Here is an 18,327-nt window from a genome sequence, read left to right on the forward strand (position 1 = left end):
TGTGAACGCGTCGCACGCGGCCACCCTCTTCCCCGCGCCGGCGGCGGCCACGCGCTACGTCGGCCGTTTCGCCCCCTCGCCCACCGGCCCCCTGCATGCGGGCTCGCTGGTCGCCGCACTGGCCAGCTGGCTCGATGCGCGCGCGCATGGCGGCCGCTGGCTGGTGCGCATCGAGGACGCCGACACCGAACGCTGCCTGCCGGGGCTGGGGGAGCACATCCTGGCCCAGCTGGCCGCTTTCGCGCTGGTGCCCGACGCGCCGCCTGTGTGGCAAACGCAGCGCACGGCGCGCTATGACGCTGCGCTGCAGCGCCTGATCGCCCTCGATCTGGCCTATCCCTGCGGCTGCACGCGCCGCGAGATCGACGATGCCCTGCGCGCCCAGGGCGTGGCGCATGCGCGGCATGGCGAACGCGTGTACCCCGGCACCTGCCGCCTGGGTCTGCGGGGCAAGACGGCGCGCGCCTGGCGCTTTGCCACCTGGCGCAGGCCGGGCGGGGTGCACTGGCAGGACCGCCGCCTGGGCGCGCAGCAGCAGGACGTGGCGCGGGCCGTGGGCGATTTCGTGCTGCGCCGCGCCGATGGCCCCTGGGCCTACCAGCTCGCGGTGGTGGTCGACGATGCGGACCAGGGCGTCACGCACGTCGTGCGCGGCGAGGACCTCGCGGACAACACGCCGCGCCAGATCCTGCTGCAGCAGGCGCTGGGCCTGCCGACGCCGCGCTACCTGCACACGCCGCTGGTGCTGGCGGCCGACGGACAGAAGCTGTCCAAGCAGAACGGCGCGCAGGCGCTGGACACCGGCTCGCCCGAAGCCGTGCGGGCCCTGCTGCAGGGCGCGCTGCGCGCCCTGGGCCTGCCCGTGCCGGCCGATGCGCAAACGCCCGCGCAGCTGCTGGCCGCGGGCATCGCGCCCTGGGCCGCTCTCTACAATCCGGCGCTGTGATCTCCAGCCCTTCCAGCCTTCCCGGCGCGCCCGGCGCCGCCTCTTCTTCCGGCGCCGAAGCGCCGGTCACCCCTTCCGCCGCCACCGCCGTCCCGTCCACGGATGAAGGCCATCCGCATCGCCGCCTGCGCAGCTTCGTGCGGCGCGCGGGGCGCACCACCACGGGCCAGAGCAAGGCCTTCGAGCAATGGGGGCCGCAGTTCCTGCTGCCCTTTCGCGAGGCGCGGCTCGACGTGGACGCGGCTTTCGGCCGCCACGCGCCCACGGTGCTGGAAATCGGCTTCGGCATGGGCGAGGCCACGGCCCACATCGCGCGCGTGCGCCCCGACGACAACTTCCTGTGCTGCGAAGTGCACGAGCCCGGCGTCGGCGCCCTGCTCAAGCGCATCGGCGAACAGGACATCCGCAACATCCGCATCTGCGCGCACGACGCGGTGGAAGTGCTGCAGCACATGATCGCGCCGCAATCGCTGGCCGGCATCCACATCTTCTTCCCCGACCCGTGGCACAAGAAGCGCCACCACAAGCGCCGCCTGATCCAGCCGCCTTTCGTGCGCCAGCTGGTCGAGCATCTGGCGCCGGGCGGCTACCTGCATTGCGCCACCGACTGGCAGCCCTATGCCGAGCAGATGCTGCAAGTGCTGCGCGCCGAGCCCCTGCTGGCCAACACCAGCGGCAGCCCCGAAGGCTGGGCGCCCAAGCCCGATTACCGGCCGCTGACCAAGTTCGAGAACCGAGGGCTCCGGCTGGGCCACGGCGTCTGGGACCTCGTGTTCCGCCGCGCGTGAGCCCGCTCCGGCGGGTGCTGCCGCCCGCAGGCGGCGCCGTCCCGCTTCTGCCTCGACCGTTTCCGTGGACTCCCTGACCCAGGTCGTTCTGGGCGGCTGCGTGGCGGCCGCCGCAGTCCCGCCCGCGCACCGCCGCAAGGCGCTGCTGGCCGGCGCCGTGCTCGGCACCTTGCCCGACCTGGACGGCATCCCGCTCGCGCTGATCGGTGCCGATGTGGTGACGGCCGTCACCTGGCACCGCGGCCCTTCGCATTCGCTGCCGGTACTGGCACTGTTCGGCTGGCTGGTGTGGGCGCTGCTGCGCCGCATGTGGACGCCGGTGCGCGAGGCGCCGCGGCCCTGGCTTTGGGCCATCTGGCTCGCGCTGCTCACGCATCCGCTGCTGGACGCGTTCACGGTCTACGGCACGCAGCTGGGGTGGCCCTGGCCCTCGCCGCCGGTCATGTGGGCCAGCGTGTTCATCATCGACCCGGCCTACACGCTGCCGCTGCTGCTCGCCTTCATCGGCGCCCTGATCGCGGGACCGCGCCCCCGCGGTGCACGCCTGGTCGCCGGCGGCCTGCTGCTGAGCAGCCTCTACCTGGGCTGGACCCTGGCGGCCAAGGCGCTGGTGGACCGTGCGGCCGACGAGGCGCTGGCCGCACGCGGCCTGTCGTCGGCGCCGCGCCTGTCGGTGCCGCTGCCGCTCAACACGCTGGTGTGGCGGGTGGTGGTGATGACGCCCGAAGGCTACCTGGAAGGCGAACGCTCGCTGGTCGCGGACCGCGGGCCGATGCAGTTCCAGTCCTACGCGAGCGAATCCGCCGCCTTGCAGGCGCTGGCCGCGCAGCCGGCCGTCGCTCGGCTGATGTGGTTCACGCACGGCTTCATGAAGGCCGAGGTGCGCGGCGGCGCGCTGATCGTTTCCGACCTGCGCATGGGCTCCGAGCCCGACTACAGCTTCCGCTACCGCATTGCCGAGCGCGCGGCCGATGGCCGCTGGCAGCCCGTGGCCGTGACCGCCGTCAACGGCCCGCGCAACGCCGGCGCGCAGCTGCGGCGCATGTGGCATCGGCTCTGGCACGAGCCCGCGGCGCGCTGAGCGCACCTGCGGCGGCGCGGGCCGTCAGGGCTGGGCGTGGAACTCGAAGTTCTGCTGCGCCTGGGCCGGCACCGGCCGCCCCGAGGCGTCGCGCGCCGGCTCGAAGCGCCAGCGCGCCAAGGCGGATCGCACGGCCTGCGCGAACAGCGGATGCGTGGCGCGCACGATGCGCAGGTCCTGCGCACGGCCGGCCGCGTCGACCGTGAAACGCGCGGTCACGCGCCCCTCCACCCCTTCCCTGCTGAGCGCCGGCGGGTAGTCGGGCGCCGGGCGCACGCGCGGCTGCGGCGGCGTGACCGCCGGCGCGAAATCGGGCGCGGGCGCACGTGGGGGCCTCGGCACCGGCGCCGCTTCCGGGAGATCGGCCGGCACGGGCGCCGCAGCCCCGGTGCCGCCGGCTTGCGGGACCATGTCGGCATCGGTGGGCGCCCTCTTCGGCATGGTGCAGGCGGCCAGGTTCAGGCCCAATGCGCCGGCCAGCAGCGCGCGACGCACAGCCGTGAAAGAAGCAGAAAAACTGGAAATGGCGGCTCCCAACGGATCGTTCCTTCGGTTGGGGCCTTGAAGCCCACAGTGGCATCCACACGCGCGGCGCGGCACGGCGCGGGGCTCGGCCGGCGATGCGATTTTCTACGCCATCCGGCGCAGGCCTGCGGGCGCGTCCGCGCTTGTCAGTCCCCGGAGCCCTCGCTACATTGTGTTTTTTGAGGGGTCTTCATGTCCGTTGTGCCATCCGCAGGAACCGCCCGTCCAGCCTCCGCCTCTGCCGCGCCCACCCCTTCCAGCAGCCCGGGCGCCGCGCATCCCGTCCATCCCCCGGGTTCATCGCGCCATATCCGGCTCACCTCGCACAGCAGCGGGCTGGGCTCGATCCCGATCCGCTGGGGCGCTCCCACGCCGGCCGAGCGCGGCCCGGTCGTCGGCACCACCACCACGCGCGCCCACCGCAACGTCATCGGCACCCACAGCGGCAGCTACAGCGTGTACCGCGCGCTGGCCGTGGCGGCCGGTGCGCTCAAGCGCGAGCACAAGGCCGACCTGACCAACACCGCGCCGACCGACGTCATCGGCCCCTACCCGCAATGGAGCGACCCGGGCCGCATCGTGAGCCTGGACCCCTGGGGCGCCTCGGTGGCCGAGGTTTTCGCCACCGAGCTGGCTGCGGGCTACGACATCCGCCCGACCATCGCCGTCACCAAGGCGCATGTGATCCTGCCCGAGGTGATCGACGCGCTGCACAAGGGCCGGCTCAAGGCCGACGGCAAGTTCCTCACCGCGGGCGGTGCCGCCGTCGTGACCAAGGTGGCGGTGGAGCCCGTGTGGTACCTGCCAGAGGTCGCCAAACGCTTCAATTGTTCCGAAACCGACCTGCGCCGCGTGCTCTTCGAGGAGACCGGCGGCATGTACCCCGAGCTGGTCACGCGCTCCGACCTGGAGGTCTTCCTGCCGCCCATCGGCGGGCAGACGCTGTACATCTTCGGCCAGCCGCGCGACCTGGCCGACCCCTCGGTCGAGCTCACGGCCCGCATCCACGACGAGTGCAACGGCTCCGACGTGTTCGGCTCCGACATCTGCACCTGCCGGCCCTACCTCACGCACGCCATCGAGGAATGCATCGCGGGTGCGCAGCGCGGCGGCGTGGGCCTGATCGCCTATTCGCGCAAAGAGGGCCGCGCGCTGGGCGAGGTGACCAAGTTCCTGGTCTACAACGCGCGCAAGCGGCAGGTGGGCGGCGACACGGCCGACCAGTACTTCGCCCGCACCGAGTGCGTGGCGGGCGTGCAGGACATGCGCTTCCAGGAGCTGATGCCCGACGTCTTCCACTGGCTGGGCATCCGCAAGATCCACCGCCTCGTCTCGATGAGCAACATGAAGTTCGACGCCATCACCGGCTCGGGCATCGAGGTGGGCGAGCGCATCAACATCCCCGACGAGCTGATCCCCGCCGATGCACGCGTGGAGATGGACGCCAAGATGGCGGCGGGCTACTTCACGCCGGGCGCGGTGCCCGATGCCGAGGAACTCAAGAAGGCCAAGGGCCGGGGGCTGAACGAATGACGCGCGGCGACTACGGCATGGACCCGGCACGGCCGACGCGCGATCCGGCCACGCAAAGCGCCGACGCCCACGGCCACGTGGACCCGGCGATGGAAGGCGTGCCCAACGCCGAGCAGCCCGAAGGCGCGGCCAGCCTTCTGCGCACCACGGCCGAGATCCGCCGCCGCGCGCAGGCGCTGCTGGCCCGCGCGCGGCGCGGGGAGTCACGCTGGTTCCGCGTCGGCGATGCGGCCGCGCTCGAAGACGCCGCGCGCGAAGTGGCCGCCGTGACGCGCAACCGCTACGGCTGGCAGCCCATTCCCTACCACAGCCGCTGGCGGCATTTCGAGGCCGGCGGCGTTGACCGGCTGGGCGAACTGAACCGCCGCCTGGCCGACCAGTCGCCCCATGCGCGCGCCAAGGCGCACATCGACCTCGTGCTGGTCAGCGTGCTGCTCGATGCCGGCGCCGGCCCGGACTGGAAGTACCACGAAGCGGCGAGCGGCCAGGCTTTCGCGCGTTCCGAAGGCCTGGGCGTGGCCAGCTACCACGCCTTCATGGCGGGGCTGTTCTCTTCCGACCCGGCACGGCCGCTGCAGGTGGACGGCGCCGGCCTGCGCGGCCTGGTGGCCGACCGGCTGGCCGAGGCCTTCCAGGTCAGCGAGGCCAATCCGCTGGTCGGCATGGCCGGCCGCACCGGCCTGCTGCGCCGCCTGGGCGAGGTGATGGCCGAGCAGCCGGCCGTTTTCGGCGTGGACCGGCAGCGGCCCGGCGGCCTGTTCGACCGCCTGGTGTCGCCCGAGGGCGTGGAGGTGCCGCCCACGGCGACCGTGCGCGCGCACGACATCCTCAGCGAGCTGCTGCATTCGATGTCGCCCATCTGGCCCGCGGCCAACCGCATCGACAGCCGGGCCGGCGACGGCGGCAACCTGCTGCCCGACCCCACCGATCCGGCGCTGCTGCTGGGCGACTGCTGGCGCCACAGCGCCGTCGACGGCCCGGGCCTCACGAAGGGCTGGATGCCCTTCCACAAGCTCTCGCAGTGGCTCACTTATTCGCTGATCGAGCCCTTCGAGGCCGGCGGCGTGCGCGTCGAAGGACTGGAAGAGCTCACCGGCCTGCCCGAATACCGCAACGGCGGCCTGCTGCTCGATGCCGGCGTGCTGATCCCGGCCGAGCCGGCGCTGCTGCAACAGCGCTGGCGCGCCGGCGACGAGTTCATCGTCGAATGGCGCGCGCTCACGGTGGCCCTGCTCGACGAGCTGGCGCCCCTGGTGCGCCACAAGCTGGACGCGACCGAGGCCGAGCTGCCGCTGGCCTGCGTGCTCGAAGGCGGCACCTGGGCCGCGGGCCGCGTGCTCGCCGCGCGGGCGCGCGAAGGCGGCGGCCCGCCGCTGCAGATCGAGAGCGACGGCACGGTGTTCTGACCCCTGGCCGCCCCCGCATGCCGGCGCCGCATGCCAGCCCCCCGCCCGCGGGCTGGCAAACTCGGCACCAAACCATTTTTTTCCGCCCTCCAGTCATGAGCCACGTCACCGTCATCGACCACCCCCTCGTCCAGCACAAGCTCACGCTGATGCGCCGCAAGGACGCTTCCACCAACAGCTTCCGCCGCCTGCTCAACGAGCTCAGCTCGCTGATGGCCTATGAGGTGACGCGCGACCTGCCGATGCAGGACATCGAGGTCGAGACGCCGCTGGAGACGATGACCTCCAAGGTGATCGACGGCAAGAAGGTGGTGCTGGTGTCCATCCTGCGCGCGGGCAACGGCATCCTGGAAGGCATGCTGAGCGTGATCCCCGGCGCGCGCGTGGGCCACATCGGCCTGTACCGCGACCCCAAGACGCTGACGGCCGTCGAGTACTACTTCAAGATGCCCAGCGAGATGCAGGACCGCGACATCATCGTCGTCGACCCGATGCTGGCCACCGGCAACTCGGCCGCGGCCGCCGTGGAGCGGCTCAAGGAGCTGAACCCCAAGTCGATCAAGTTCGTGTGCCTGCTGACCTGCCCCGAGGGCATTCGCACCATGCAGACCGAGCATCCCGACGTGCCGATCTACACCGCGGCCATCGACCGCCAGCTCAACGACCATGGCTACATCCTGCCCGGCCTGGGCGACGCGGGTGACCGCATCTTCGGCACCAAGTAGCCCTGCCGGGCGCTGCGGCCCGGCCCGCGGCGCCCGCCACCTCCCCACGCGCGCCGCGGGTGCCCTGCCCCGGGCACCGTTCCTGCTTGCGCCTGCAGCGTCCAACCCCGGAGAGAAACAATGATCCAACGCCGTCCCCTGATCCTCGGTGCCGCCGCGCTTGCCGGCCTGTCCACGCTGGGCCTGCCCGCCCTGGCCTTCGCGCAGGGCGCCAAGCTCAAGGTCGCCGCCGTCTACACGGTGCCCTTCGAACAGCAATGGGTGGGCCGCATCCACAAGGCGCTCAAGGCCGCCGAGGCGCGCGGCGAGATCGAATACAAGGCCACCGAGAACGTGGCCAACGCCGACTACGAGCGCGTGATGCGCGAGTACGCCAACGCCGGCAACCAGCTGATCGTGGGCGAGGCCTTCGCCGTGGAGGCGGCGGCCCGCAAGGTGGCGCGCGACTTTCCCAAGACCATGTTCCTCATGGGCAGCTCGGGCAAGCCGCAGGCGCCCAACTTCAGCGTGTTCGACAACTACATCCAGGAGCCGGCCTACCTCACGGGCATGATCGCGGGCGGCATGAGCAAGTCCGGCAAGATCGGCCTGGTCGGCGGCTTCCCGATCCCCGAAGTCAACCGCCTCATGCAGGCCTTCATGGCCGGCGCGAAGGAAGTGAATCCCAAGGTGGAGTTCACCGTCACCTTCATCAACAGCTGGTTCGACCCGCCCAAGGCCAAGGAAGCCGCCTTCGCCATGGTCGACAAGGGGGTGGACGTGCTCTATGCCGAGCGCTTCGGCGTCAGTGATGCGGCCAAGGAACGCAAGGTGCTGGCCATCGGCAACGTGATCAACACGCAGGCGCAGTACCCCGACACCGTGGTGGCCTCGGCGCTGTGGAACATGGAGCCGACCATCGACCGCGCGCTCAGGCTGGTCAAGGAGGGCCAGTTCAAGGCCGAGGAGTACGGCGTCTATTCGCACATGAAGCACAAGGGCTCCGAGCTGTCGCCGCTGGGCACCTTCGAGAAGAAGGTGCCCGCCGATCTGGTGGCGCGCGTGAAGGCGCGCGAAGCCGAGATCCTGGCCGGCAAGTTCAGCGTCAGGATCGACGACAGCCAACCGAAATCCACCGCCCGATGAGCCGCCGCAAGAAGGGGCGTGCCCCCCTGGCCCGGCTGACGGCCGCCCTGCTGCTGGCCGCCGCTCTGAGCGGCTGCGCCACGTGGGGTCCCGCCGAAGGCGTGCGGCTGGACGCCACGCCCCGCGTGGCCGTGATCTCCGCCTTCGCGCCCGAGCTGGTGCTGCTGCGCCAGAAACTGCAGGACGCCCGCACGCACACGCTCAACGGCGTCGAGTTCCACACCGGCACGCTCGAAGGCAAGCCGGTGCTGCTGTTCCTGTCGGGCATCAGCATGACTAACGCGACCATGAACACCCAGCTCGCGCTGGACCGCTTCAAGGTCAGCCATGTGGTGTTCAGCGGCATCGCGGGGGGCGTGAATCCGCAGCTGTCCATCGGCGACGTGACCGTGCCGGCGCAATGGGGCCAGTACCTGGAAGTGCTGATGGCGCGCGAACCGGCTCCGGGCCAGTACGAGAAGCCGCCCTTTGCGCGCGACACCTTCCCCGGCTATGGCTTCATGTTCCCGCGCGCGGTGGAGTTCCGCTCCGCCGCGCAGCCGAAGCTCACGCACAAGTTCTGGTTCGAGGTCGATGCCGGCATGCTGGACGCTGCGCGCCGCCTGAAGGTGGATCTCTCGGCCTGCGTGGCCGGCACCTGCCTCACGCACCCGCCGAAGCTGGTGGTGGGCGGCAACGGTGTCTCGGGACAGGCCTTCATGGACAACAAGGCCTTCCGCGAATACACCTTCAAGACCTTCCAGGCCAATGTGGTCGACATGGAAACCGCCGCCGTGGGCATGGTGGCGCACAGCAACGGCGTGCCCTACCTGGCCTTCCGCTCGCTGAGCGACCTGGCCGGCGGCGGCGACGGCGCCAACGAGATGGGCACCTTCATGAAGCTGGCGGCCGACAACTCGGCGCAGGTGCTGCTGACCTTCCTCGCCCAATGGCAGCCGGCGCGTTGACGGCCGACGCCGCGTCGCCGGTCCTGCGGCTGGCCGGCATCAGCAAGCGCTTCGGCACGCTGCAGGCCAACGACGACATCTCGCTGGCCCTGCACGCGGGCGAGGTGCTCGCCCTGCTGGGCGAGAACGGCGCCGGCAAGTCCACGCTGATGTCCATCCTCTTCGGCCACTACACGGCCGATGCGGGCCAGGTGGAAGTTTTCGGCGCGCCGCTGCCGCCGGGCAACCCGCGCGCGGCGCTGGAGGCGGGCGTGGGCATGGTGCACCAGCACTTCACGCTGGCCGACAACCTGAGCGTGCTCGACAACGTGATGCTGGGCAGCGAGCCGCTGTGGCAGCCCTTCTCGCGCCGGGCCGCCGCACGCCGGAAGCTGCTGGAGGTCGCGCAACGCTTTGGCCTGCCCGTGCAGCCCGAGGCGCGCATCGGCAGCCTGTCGGTGGGCGAGCGCCAGCGCGTGGAGATCCTCAAGGCCCTGTACCGCGGCGCACGCATCCTGATCCTGGACGAGCCCACGGCCGTGCTCACGCCGCAGGAAAGCGAGGCCCTGTTCGCCACCCTGGGCCAGATGGTGGCGCAGGGGCTGGCCATCATCTTCATCAGCCATAAGCTGCCCGAAGTGCTGCGCGTGTCGCACCGCGTGGCCGTGTTGCGCCTGGGCAGGCTGGTCGCGCAGGCGCGCACCGCCGACTGCACGCAGGCCCAGCTCGCGCAATGGATGGTCGGCCATGCCGTGGCCGTGCCGCAGCGCCGGCCCGCACCCAGCGTCGGCGAGGTGGTGTGCGACCTGCAGGAGGTGCACACCGCGGGCGGCGGCCATGACCGGCTGCGCGGCCTGTCGCTGCAGCTGCGCGCGGGCGAGATCGTGGCCATCGCGGGCGTGTCCGGCAACGGCCAGGTCGCGCTGGCCGAGCTGCTGAGCGGCACGCGCCGCGCCGTCGCGGGCCAGGCGCGCCTGCTCGACGAAACGCTGCCGCCCTCGCCCGCCCGGCTCGCGCAGCGCGGCGTGGCGCGCATCCCTGAAGACCGCCATGGCATTGGCGTGGTGGGCGACCTGGCCGTGTGGGAGAACGCGGTGTCCGAACGCCTGCGTGGCCCGGCCTTCTCGCGCCCCTTGCTGCCCGGCCTGCGGCTGCTGCGCCCACGCGCCGCGCGCGCCCATGCGCAAAAGATCATCCAGACCTACGACGTGCGCGGCGGCGGCCTCGAGGCCGCGGCGCGCAGCTTGTCGGGGGGGAACATGCAGAAGCTGATCCTGGGCCGGGCCTTGATGGCTCCAGAAGCCGACGGCACCGCAACGGCTGAAGCGCCACCCGAGCCGCCGCCGGGCCGCCCCCAGGCGGCGAGCGCCCCCTCGGGGGGCAGCGAACCTCGCGAAGCGGGGAGCGTGGGGGCACCACCTGAGCCGCCGCCGGGCCGCCCCAAGGCGGCGAGCGCCCCCTTGGGGGGCAGCGAACCTCGCGAAGCGGGGAGCGTGGGGGCACCACTTCTCATCGTCGCCCATCAACCTACCTGGGGCCTGGACATCGGCGCCGTCGCCTTCGTGCAGCAGCAGCTGATCGCCGCCCGCGACGCGGGCGCGGCCGTGCTGCTGATCTCCGACGATCTGGACGAAGTGCTGGCCCTGGGCGACCGCGTGGCCGTGATGCACGACGGGCAGCTGAGCCCGGCTCGCGCCGCGCACGAATGGACGCGCGAAGCCATCGGCCTGGCCATGGCCGGCAGCGCCGGCCTGGCTGCCACCGGCAGCGCCGGCCTCCCTGCCACCGGGAGCGCCGCATGAGGCTGGAGCGCCGCAACGAGACTTCACGGCTCGCGCTGGTCCTGGCGCCGCTGGGCGCCATCGCCTTCACGCTGCTGATCAGCAGCCTGCTCGTGCTGGGGGCCGGCGCGCCGGTCGGGCGCACCTACGGCCTGCTGCTGGCCGGCGGCTTCGGCTCCGTCTTCGCGTGGAGTGAAACGCTCACGCGCGCCATTCCACTGATGCTCACGGGCCTGGCGGTGGCCGTGGCCTTTCGCGCACGCCTCTTCAACATCGGCGCCGAAGGCCAGCTCTACGCGGGCGCCATCGCAGCCGTGGCCATCGGCGGCCTGCATGGCGGCACGGGCTTCGAATGGCCGCTGTGGCTGCTGTTCCCGGCCATGATGCTGGCGGCGGCCGTGGCCGGCGCGCTGCTGCTGCTCGGCCCGGCGCTGATGAAGAGCCGCCTGGGCGTGGACGAGGTCGTCACCACGCTGCTGCTCAACTTCATCGTGCTGCTGGGGGTGGGCGCGCTGCTCGACGGGCCGATGAAAGACCCGCTGGCCATGGGCTGGCCGCAGAGCGTGGGCCTGCAGCCCGATCTGGAACTGGGCAAGCTGGTGGCGCAGACGCGCGTGCACACAGGTCTGCTCTGGGCCGTGGCGCTGGCCGTGATCGTGTGGGCGCTGCTCAGGCACACGGTGCTCGGCTTCGACATCCGCGCGACCGGTGCCAATGCCCGGGCCGCGGCCTTCGCCGGCGTGCCGGTGCCGCGCACCGTGGTGCTCACGGCACTGCTGTCGGGCGCGCTGGCCGGCCTGGCCGGCGCGATCGAGGTCGCGGGGCGTGCGAGCTACGTCACGCTCGACATGTCGCCGGGCTATGGCTACACGGGCATCGTGATCGCCATGCTCGCCGGGCTGCATCCGCTGGGCGTGATCGCAGCGGCCGTCTTCGTGGCCGGGGTGCTGGTCGGCGCCGACAGCATGAGCCGCGCCGTGGGCGTGCCGACCTACATCGCCGACGTGATTGTGGCCACCGCGCTGATCTCGGTGCTGGTGGCAACCTTGCTCGCGCAATGGCGCGTGCGCTGGAAGTGAGGCTGGCATGAGCGCAACACATCGCCGGCCCCGGCCAGCGCGTTCCCGCGCGGCGCGGCAGACCACAGGCCGAAGGGCGCACCCGTGACCGATCTCCTCGACATCCTCGCCAACCCGGCCTACTGGATCGCCGTGTTGCGAATCGCCACGCCGCTGGTGCTGGGCACGCTGGGCGTGCTGCTGTGCGAACGCGCGGGCGTGCTGAACCTGGGCATCGAAGGCATCATGGTCGCGGGCGCCTTCGCGGGCTGGCTGGCCGTGTACGCGGGCTGGCCGCTGTGGGTCGGCGTGGGGGTCGCCGCGCTGGCAGGCGCCCTCTTCGGGCTGCTGCATGCGCTGCTCACCGTCGGGCTGGCGCTGTCGCAGCATGTGGCGGGCCTGGGCATCACCTTGCTGGCCACCGCGCTGGCCTACTACGGCTACCGCGTGAGCTTCCCGAAGGTCAGCGAGCCGCCGACCATCGCGCCCTTCGCGCCCATGGACTGGCTACCCGTGCCCATCCTGAACGCGCAGACGCCGCTGACCCTGCTGGCCCTGGCGCTGGTGCCGCTGCTGGCGTGGCTTCTGTACCGCACCCCCGCGGGCCTGGCGCTGCGCATGGTGGGCGAGAACCCGCAGGCGGCCGAAAGCCAGGGCGTCTCGGTCGCGGCCATGCGCACGGCAGCCATCGTCGCGGGTTCGGCGCTGATGGGTGTGGCCGGCAGCTTCCTCACGCTGTCGGCCTTCAACGCCTTCTTCTTCAACATGGTCAACGGGCGCGGCTGGATCTGCGTGGCGCTGGTGGTGTTCGCCTCCTGGCGGCCCGGCAAGGCCCTGCTGGGCGCCCTGCTCTTCGCCGTGTTCGATGCCCTGCAGCTGCGCCTGCAGCAGTCCGGCGATGCCCTCCTGCCCTACCAGCTGTACCTGATGCTGCCCTATGCGCTGTCGATCCTGGCGCTGGTGCTGGTGGCGCGCAAGGCGGCCTATCCGCAGGCGCTGATGAAGCCCTACCGCAAGGGCGAGCGGTAAGCCATCGCTGGGCGCCTCTTGGCGGCGCTCGCAGCGCCGGCCCTTGGCTCCTGCTCTCTTCGCACCGGCCCGCGCCAAGGCAGGGCCGGTCGCTTGCGCTGGCCCAGCCGGCGGCCGAGTTCTCCGCGAACGGTGTCCCGTGGACCATCTCGCATGCGGCACGATACGTTTGTTAACTTTTAGCGTTACGATAGCTTGCGCGAGAATCATGGCGTTACATCCATTGCCAACGGGGACGAATGGCGCTGCGCGCAGGCCTTCCCTCCTCGACTGGACATGCCGCCATGCAAAAAAACCACCCCTACTAAACTCGCGTTCATCTTCAGCGACGTTCCTGGCCGCGAAGCGCTTGCCAGGGCGCAGCCGGCCGGGGTGCGCCCCATCTTCCTGGACGACCATGCGGACGGTCTGCAGCAGATGGCGGCCCATGCCGGCGCCCAGGCCGCGGGTATCGACGCCATCCATGTGCTGAGCCATGGCCGGCCGGGTGCGCTTCGATGGGGCCACGCCTGGATCGGAGAGGAAGAGCTGGCGCAGCGGACCCCAGAACTGGCCAGCATTGGCGCTTGCCTGTCCGACAGCGCGAGCATCCTGCTGTACGGATGCGAACTGGATCGAGATGAGAGGGGGCGCGGCTTCATCAGCTTGCTTGCGCAGCGGACCGGTGCGGCGGTGGCCGCGTCCAGCACGCCCACCGGCAGCACGCAACTCGGCGGCGATTGGCACCTGGACTCCCGCGTGGGTCGGCCGGCCGTGGCCTCGCTGGGCGAGCGTGCGCCAGCCATGCAGGCGTGGAACCACGTGCTGGCCACCCTGCCGAGCACGCCGAATTCGGTGGTGCATGCCGAGGGTGCCGACATCGAGTCGGTCTACTTCGACTGGGCAACCGGCTGGGTCACCCCCTGGGAGCTGAAACAGACGGGCTCCTACACCTTCACCGGCTCCGTGAACTTCGCCAGCGACGTGGACAACATCCCGATCTTCGTGGCCGCGGGCAGCAGCGTCACGAGCTTCACGATCGAGTACCGCAATGTCAGCCTGGGCCTGGATCCGAAAATCCACCTGTCCAGCCTGGAGGCCGGCACCGACCAGTTCTTCTCCCTGGGATCGCAGACCATCACCCAGACCCTGGGAAGCGGCAACTACATGCTGGGCGTGGCCTTCAACGGCAGCGCCAGGCTGGATTACACGATCACGTTCCACGTGACCGGGCCCGCGGCGCCGGCCCTGCAGGCGCCCAGCCTCAGCGCCACCGGCGCGTCGGCAAGCTTCATCGAGAACGGCGTGGCCGTGGACCTTTTCTCGGGCATCAATGCGCAAACGCGGGATGCGGGGCAGACCTTCACCGGCATGACGCTGACGGTGAGCAACATCGGCAGCGCCAATGGCGCCCTGGAGTCTCTGAACATCGGGGGAACCAGCATCGCGTTGGTGAACGGGAGCAGCGTGCTGGCGCAGGGGGGCAACTACAGCGTGTCGGTGAACGGCACCACGGCCACGATCACCCTGAGCAACCTTAACAGGCCGTTGAAAAAATGCTCATCGAACGCGCCAGGGTCGTGGATTTCGAAGAAACGGATCGCCCAAACTGGCCTGCGCAGCGATTGGAGCGGCCATTTCGGCCTGTTTGCAGGCCGTTTTGCCCGTTCCGGGCGCACGTATCCCATGGTTCACGCATGATGCGCGTCCCACCAGCCGCCCAGACTGCCCATGCGCACCAGGTTGTAGGTGGCAAAGCACAGCAGCGCCTGGCCCGCGAGCTTGGCCTGACCGATCAATTTGGTCTTGGCCAGACCACCCACTGTCTTGATCCAGCCAAAGGCCTCCTCGATGCGCTTGCGCACTTTGAGGCTGGTCTTGTAGCCCTCGTGGCGCCGGATGCGGCCATCGACCGCCGAGTGCTTGTCCTTGGCCGCCACGTGTGGCGTGACTTTGAGCTTTCGGCAGCCCTTGATGAAGGCCTGGCTGTCGTAACCTTTGTCGGCCCCGACCGTGGCCCGCTTGTTCTTGTTTCCCCGGCGTTTGAGCATCGCCAGCGCCGCCTCGCGCTCGGCGGTGCCACTGGCATGTGTGATCTCCACATCCACGATCAGCCCGTTGCGGTTCTCCATGAGGATGTGCCCCATGTGGCACAGGCGAGATTTGTCGCCCGCGCTCTTCTTGAACAGCCGGGCATCGGCATCGGTGGTGCTGGCGTGGGTGTCGTTGCAGCGCTCCTGCCCTTTGAAGTTCACCTCGGGGTTGCGTCCGGGTGGCGTGCCGCTGTCGTCGTCTTTGCGTTTGAAACTCTTGTGCGAGGCCCAGGCCTCAATCAGCGTGCCGTCCACGCTGAAGTGTTCGTCGCTGGCAAGCCGGCCCCACTGGGCGCTGAGCTTGACGCGCTCGAAGAAGGCGCGCGCCAGGTCTTCGTTGAAGAGGCGTTCGCGGTTGGCGCTGAAGGTGGAGTGGTCCCAGACCTTGTCTTCAATGTTCAGGCCCACGAACCAGCGGTACAGCAGGTTGTAGTTGACCGCCTCGACCAGCTGGCGTTCGCTGCGGATGGAGAACAGGATTTGCAGCAGCAAGGCCTTGAGCAGCATCTCCGGCGGCACCGAGGGGCGGCCACGGCGGGCGTACACCGCTTCGAACTCGCTGTTCATGCTCGACAGCAGCGCATCCACCACGGCGCGCAACTTGCGCAGCGGGTGTGCCGCTGGCACTCTTTCTTCAAGGCTGATGTAGCTAAACATCGCCCCCTGGAAGTCTTGGTTGCCTCTCATCTTTCTTGTCGCAGTTGTTCCGGGATGGCTTCAGATCGTAGCGGCCGACGCGGACGCTCGCAGGGGATTTTTCAACGGCCTGTTAACCGTACCGATGCGCAGATGAATGCGCTCATCGATGCGATGAGCTACCGCAACGCCAGCGATGCGCCCACAGCCGGCCTGCGTGTCGTCACGATCACCCAGGTCACCGACAGCGGGGCCAGCAACAACACCACCGCGACCTCGATCACCGCGAATGTCTCGGTCGTGCCGGTCAACGACGCGCCCACCGGCTCCGTGACCATCAGCGGCACGGCGGCCCAGCACAGCGTGCTTACGGCCGCCCACACCCTGAGCGACCCGGACGGCCTGGGCCCCCTCAGCTACCAGTGGCTGCGCGGCGGCCAGGCCATCGACGCCGCCACCGGCGAGACCTACACCCTGACGCAGGCCGACGTCGGCCAGGCCATCAGCGTGCGCGCCAGCTATGTGGACCTGCAGGGCACGCCGGAAAGCGTGACGTCTTCGTCCACTGCCACGGTTGCCAATGTCAACGATGCGCCCACCGGGGCGGTCCCATCACCGGAACGGCCACGCAGAACGAAACGCTGCAGGCCTCGAACGACCTGGACGACCTCGACGGCCTGGGCACCCTCAGCTACCAGTGGCTGCGCGGCGGCCAGGCCATCGACGGCGCCACCGGCGAGACCTACACCCTGACGCAGGCCGACGTCGGCCAGGCCATCAGCGTGAGGGCCAGCTACACCGACGGCCAGGGCACTTTGGAGAGCGTGGAGTCGCCCGTGACCGCGGCGGTGGCCAATGTGAACGACGCGCCGACCGGCGGCGTGACGGTGGAGGGCGCGGCCACCCAGAAGCAGACGCTGACGGCCTCGAACACCCTGGCAGATGCGGACGGCATGGGCGTCGTGCATTACCAGTGGCTGCGCGACGGCGAGGAGATCGCCCATGCGACGGCCAGCACCTACACCCTGGACCAGGCCGATGTCGGGCGAGCCATCAGCGTGCGCGCCAGCTATGTGGACGGACAGGGGACGCCGGAAGCCGTGACCTCTGCCGCCACCGCACGCGTGGCGGATGTCAACGATGCGCCCGAAGGCCGCCCCGGCATCACCGGGACGGCGGCGGTGGGACAACACGTCGCCGTGAGCCTGTCCAGCCTGCGGGACCTCGACGGCCTGCCCGGCCCAGAGGGGTACAGCTACCAGTGGCAGCGCGACGGCCAGGACATCCCGGGCGCCACGGCGGCCAGCTACCGGGTCGTCTCCGCCGATGCCGGGGCGCAACTGGGCGTGCGTGTGAGCTATGTCGACGGGGGAGGCTTTGCGCAACAGGTGCAGGCCTCGGCCGTGGCCGTCCCGGCGGGCGGCACGGTCGAGGGCGGCCCGAGCGCCGACGAACTGCGGGGCGGCACTGGCGACGACCGCATCGATGGACGCGCTGGCCTGGACACGGTGATCTATGCCGGCGAACGGGCCGACTACCGCATCGAGCGCCAAGCCGATGGCAGCCATGTCGTGAGCGGCCCGGTCAGCGGCCAAGACACGTTGACGGACATCGAGCGCCTGCGCTTCGACGATGGCGAGGTGGCCCTGGACCTGGGCGCCGATGCGGCGGCGGGCACCGCGCTGCGGCTGATCACGGTGCTCCTCGGGCCCCAGGCCTCGCGGGACGCTGCGCTGGTGGGCGAAGTGATCGCCTATCTGGACACCGCCGGCGTCCAGGGAACGCTCCAGCTGCTGTGGGAACAGGGAGTGATTGCCGACCTGGCGGGCGGCGCAGGCAGCGCTGCGCTGCTGAACCTGCTGTTCACGAATGTGGTCGGACATGCGCCTTCGCCGGCGGAGTTGCAGCAGTTGCAGGCCTTCCAGACCGATGGCGGCTACAGCGGCATCGAGCTGGTGCGCATCGCCGCGGGACTGGAGCAGACGGCGCTTCGGGCAGACCTGCCAGCGCTGATGCTGGGCGGACTGCCCTATCAAGCCTACTCGGGGCCGCTGTATGGCACCTCGCAAGCCGACGTCTTCCGTGACCGCGCCGGCATCGCCGACCGCATCGAAGGCCTGCAGGGCATCGACACCGTGACCTATGCCGGCGCCGCCAGCAAGTTCACCGTGCAGCGCTTGAACGACGGCAGCCTCGCGGTGACGAACGAGGCCGGCGTGACGGACCTGCTCAGCGGCATGGAACGCGTGCGCTTCGCAGACGGCGCCCTGGCCTTCGATGTGCCGGACGGCCCCGCGGGTCAGGCGCTGAGCCTGATGACGGCCCTGGCCGGCAAGGCCTCGCTCGACAACCAGGCCTTGGTCGGCGACGTGCTGAAGTCCATCGACGAGCATGGTCTGGACAGCACCATCCGCCTGCTGGTCGACCAGGGCGTGACGGCACGGCTGGCCGGCAGCAATTCCGACGAAGCGCTGGTCCAGCTGCTCTACACCCATGTCACCGGGCAAGCGGCCCAGGCGCTGGAGGTCCAGGCCGCCCTGGGCTTGATGTCCCTGCAGGGCTGGGACCAGGCGGAGCTGATCGGGTACGCGGCACAGCTGCCGGCCACGGCCGCCGCCGCCGACCTGATCGGCTACGCACAAACCGGCATCGCGTACCTCGACTGGGCCTGAGTCGCGAGGCGGAGCTCGCGCGGC

General features: G+C 70.5%; 16 protein-coding genes. 14 read left to right on the top strand and 2 right to left on the bottom strand.

What is annotated here, in order from left to right:
• The first annotated feature begins 1 nt into the window (after window position 1).
• The 3 genes from gluQRS (at window position 2) to LG388_RS10590 (ending at window position 2,815) form a co-directional block, all read left to right on the top strand.
• Complete coding sequence (gene gluQRS / locus LG388_RS10580; RefSeq protein ID WP_225782803.1) at window positions 2–946, top strand: tRNA glutamyl-Q(34) synthetase GluQRS; 945 nt, start codon at window positions 2–4, stop codon at window positions 944–946.
• A complete protein-coding gene (gene trmB, locus LG388_RS10585) occupies window positions 946–1,734 on the top strand; it encodes a tRNA (guanosine(46)-N7)-methyltransferase TrmB (protein WP_225783567.1) in 789 nt (262 codons plus the stop codon). Before gluQRS ends, trmB begins: the two co-directional genes overlap by 1 nt.
• Before the next feature lie 64 nt (window positions 1,735–1,798).
• Window positions 1,799–2,815: a metal-dependent hydrolase gene (locus LG388_RS10590; RefSeq protein WP_225782804.1), complete on the top strand. Its 1,017-nt coding sequence runs from the start codon at window positions 1,799–1,801 to the stop codon at window positions 2,813–2,815.
• Window positions 2,816–2,839: 24 nt separating this feature from the next.
• Here the strand turns inward: LG388_RS10590 and LG388_RS10595 are convergent, their stop codons facing one another.
• Complete coding sequence (locus LG388_RS10595; RefSeq protein ID WP_225782805.1) at window positions 2,840–3,310, bottom strand: energy transducer TonB; 471 nt, start codon at window positions 3,308–3,310, stop codon at window positions 2,840–2,842.
• A gap of 222 nt (window positions 3,311–3,532) precedes the next feature.
• Here LG388_RS10595 and LG388_RS10600 point away from each other — a divergent pair, with 222 nt between their 5' ends.
• The 9 genes from LG388_RS10600 (at window position 3,533) to LG388_RS10640 (ending at window position 14,603) form a co-directional block, all read left to right on the top strand.
• Window positions 3,533–4,873, top strand: a complete 1,341-nt coding sequence (locus tag LG388_RS10600; protein WP_225782806.1) for a GTP cyclohydrolase II — start codon at window positions 3,533–3,535, stop codon at window positions 4,871–4,873.
• Between the two features lie 89 nt (window positions 4,874–4,962).
• Complete coding sequence (locus tag LG388_RS10605) at window positions 4,963–6,279, top strand: URC4/urg3 family protein (RefSeq protein WP_225783568.1); 1,317 nt, start codon at window positions 4,963–4,965, stop codon at window positions 6,277–6,279.
• Between the two features lie 95 nt (window positions 6,280–6,374).
• Window positions 6,375–7,004: a uracil phosphoribosyltransferase gene (gene upp / locus LG388_RS10610; protein WP_225782807.1), complete on the top strand. Its 630-nt coding sequence runs from the start codon at window positions 6,375–6,377 to the stop codon at window positions 7,002–7,004.
• Window positions 7,005–7,124: 120 nt separating this feature from the next.
• Window positions 7,125–8,129, top strand: a complete 1,005-nt coding sequence (locus LG388_RS10615; protein WP_225782808.1) for a BMP family protein — start codon at window positions 7,125–7,127, stop codon at window positions 8,127–8,129.
• Entirely contained in the window at window positions 8,126–9,076 is a 951-nt protein-coding gene (locus LG388_RS10620; protein ID WP_225782809.1) for a 5'-methylthioadenosine/S-adenosylhomocysteine nucleosidase, read from the top strand. Before LG388_RS10615 ends, LG388_RS10620 begins: the two co-directional genes overlap by 4 nt.
• Window positions 9,058–10,857, top strand: coding sequence for an ABC transporter ATP-binding protein (locus LG388_RS10625; RefSeq protein ID WP_225782810.1), 1,800 nt, complete (start codon window positions 9,058–9,060; stop codon window positions 10,855–10,857). The genes LG388_RS10620 and LG388_RS10625 overlap by 19 nt, the downstream gene beginning before the upstream one ends.
• Window positions 10,854–11,915, top strand: coding sequence for an ABC transporter permease (locus LG388_RS10630; RefSeq protein ID WP_225782811.1), 1,062 nt, complete (start codon window positions 10,854–10,856; stop codon window positions 11,913–11,915). Before LG388_RS10625 ends, LG388_RS10630 begins: the two co-directional genes overlap by 4 nt.
• Window positions 11,916–11,999: 84 nt before the next feature.
• Window positions 12,000–12,923: an ABC transporter permease gene (locus LG388_RS10635; RefSeq protein WP_225782812.1), complete on the top strand. Its 924-nt coding sequence runs from the start codon at window positions 12,000–12,002 to the stop codon at window positions 12,921–12,923.
• A 195-nt stretch (window positions 12,924–13,118) separates the two neighbouring features.
• Window positions 13,119–14,603 (top strand): DUF4347 domain-containing protein, encoded by a 1,485-nt coding sequence (locus LG388_RS10640; protein WP_225782813.1) that lies wholly within the window; start codon window positions 13,119–13,121, stop codon window positions 14,601–14,603.
• Here LG388_RS10640 and LG388_RS10645 read toward each other — a convergent pair.
• Complete coding sequence (locus LG388_RS10645; protein WP_225781276.1) at window positions 14,594–15,682, bottom strand: IS5-like element ISCte5 family transposase; 1,089 nt, start codon at window positions 15,680–15,682, stop codon at window positions 14,594–14,596. The two genes, LG388_RS10640 and LG388_RS10645, sit on opposite strands and share 10 nt — an antisense overlap.
• 102 nt (window positions 15,683–15,784) lie before the next feature.
• On the opposite strand from LG388_RS10645, the gene LG388_RS10650 reads away from it, so the two are divergent.
• Window positions 15,785–16,384, top strand: a complete 600-nt coding sequence (locus tag LG388_RS10650; protein ID WP_225782814.1) for a hypothetical protein — start codon at window positions 15,785–15,787, stop codon at window positions 16,382–16,384.
• 29 nt (window positions 16,385–16,413) lie between these two features.
• Window positions 16,414–18,303: a hypothetical protein gene (locus tag LG388_RS10655; protein WP_225782815.1), complete on the top strand. Its 1,890-nt coding sequence runs from the start codon at window positions 16,414–16,416 to the stop codon at window positions 18,301–18,303.
• Window positions 18,304–18,327: the final 24 nt, after the last annotated feature.

Origin of the sequence: Xenophilus sp. Marseille-Q4582, assembly GCF_916700565.1 — a bacterium.
Classification (GTDB): Bacteria; Pseudomonadota; Gammaproteobacteria; order Burkholderiales; family Burkholderiaceae_C; genus Xenophilus.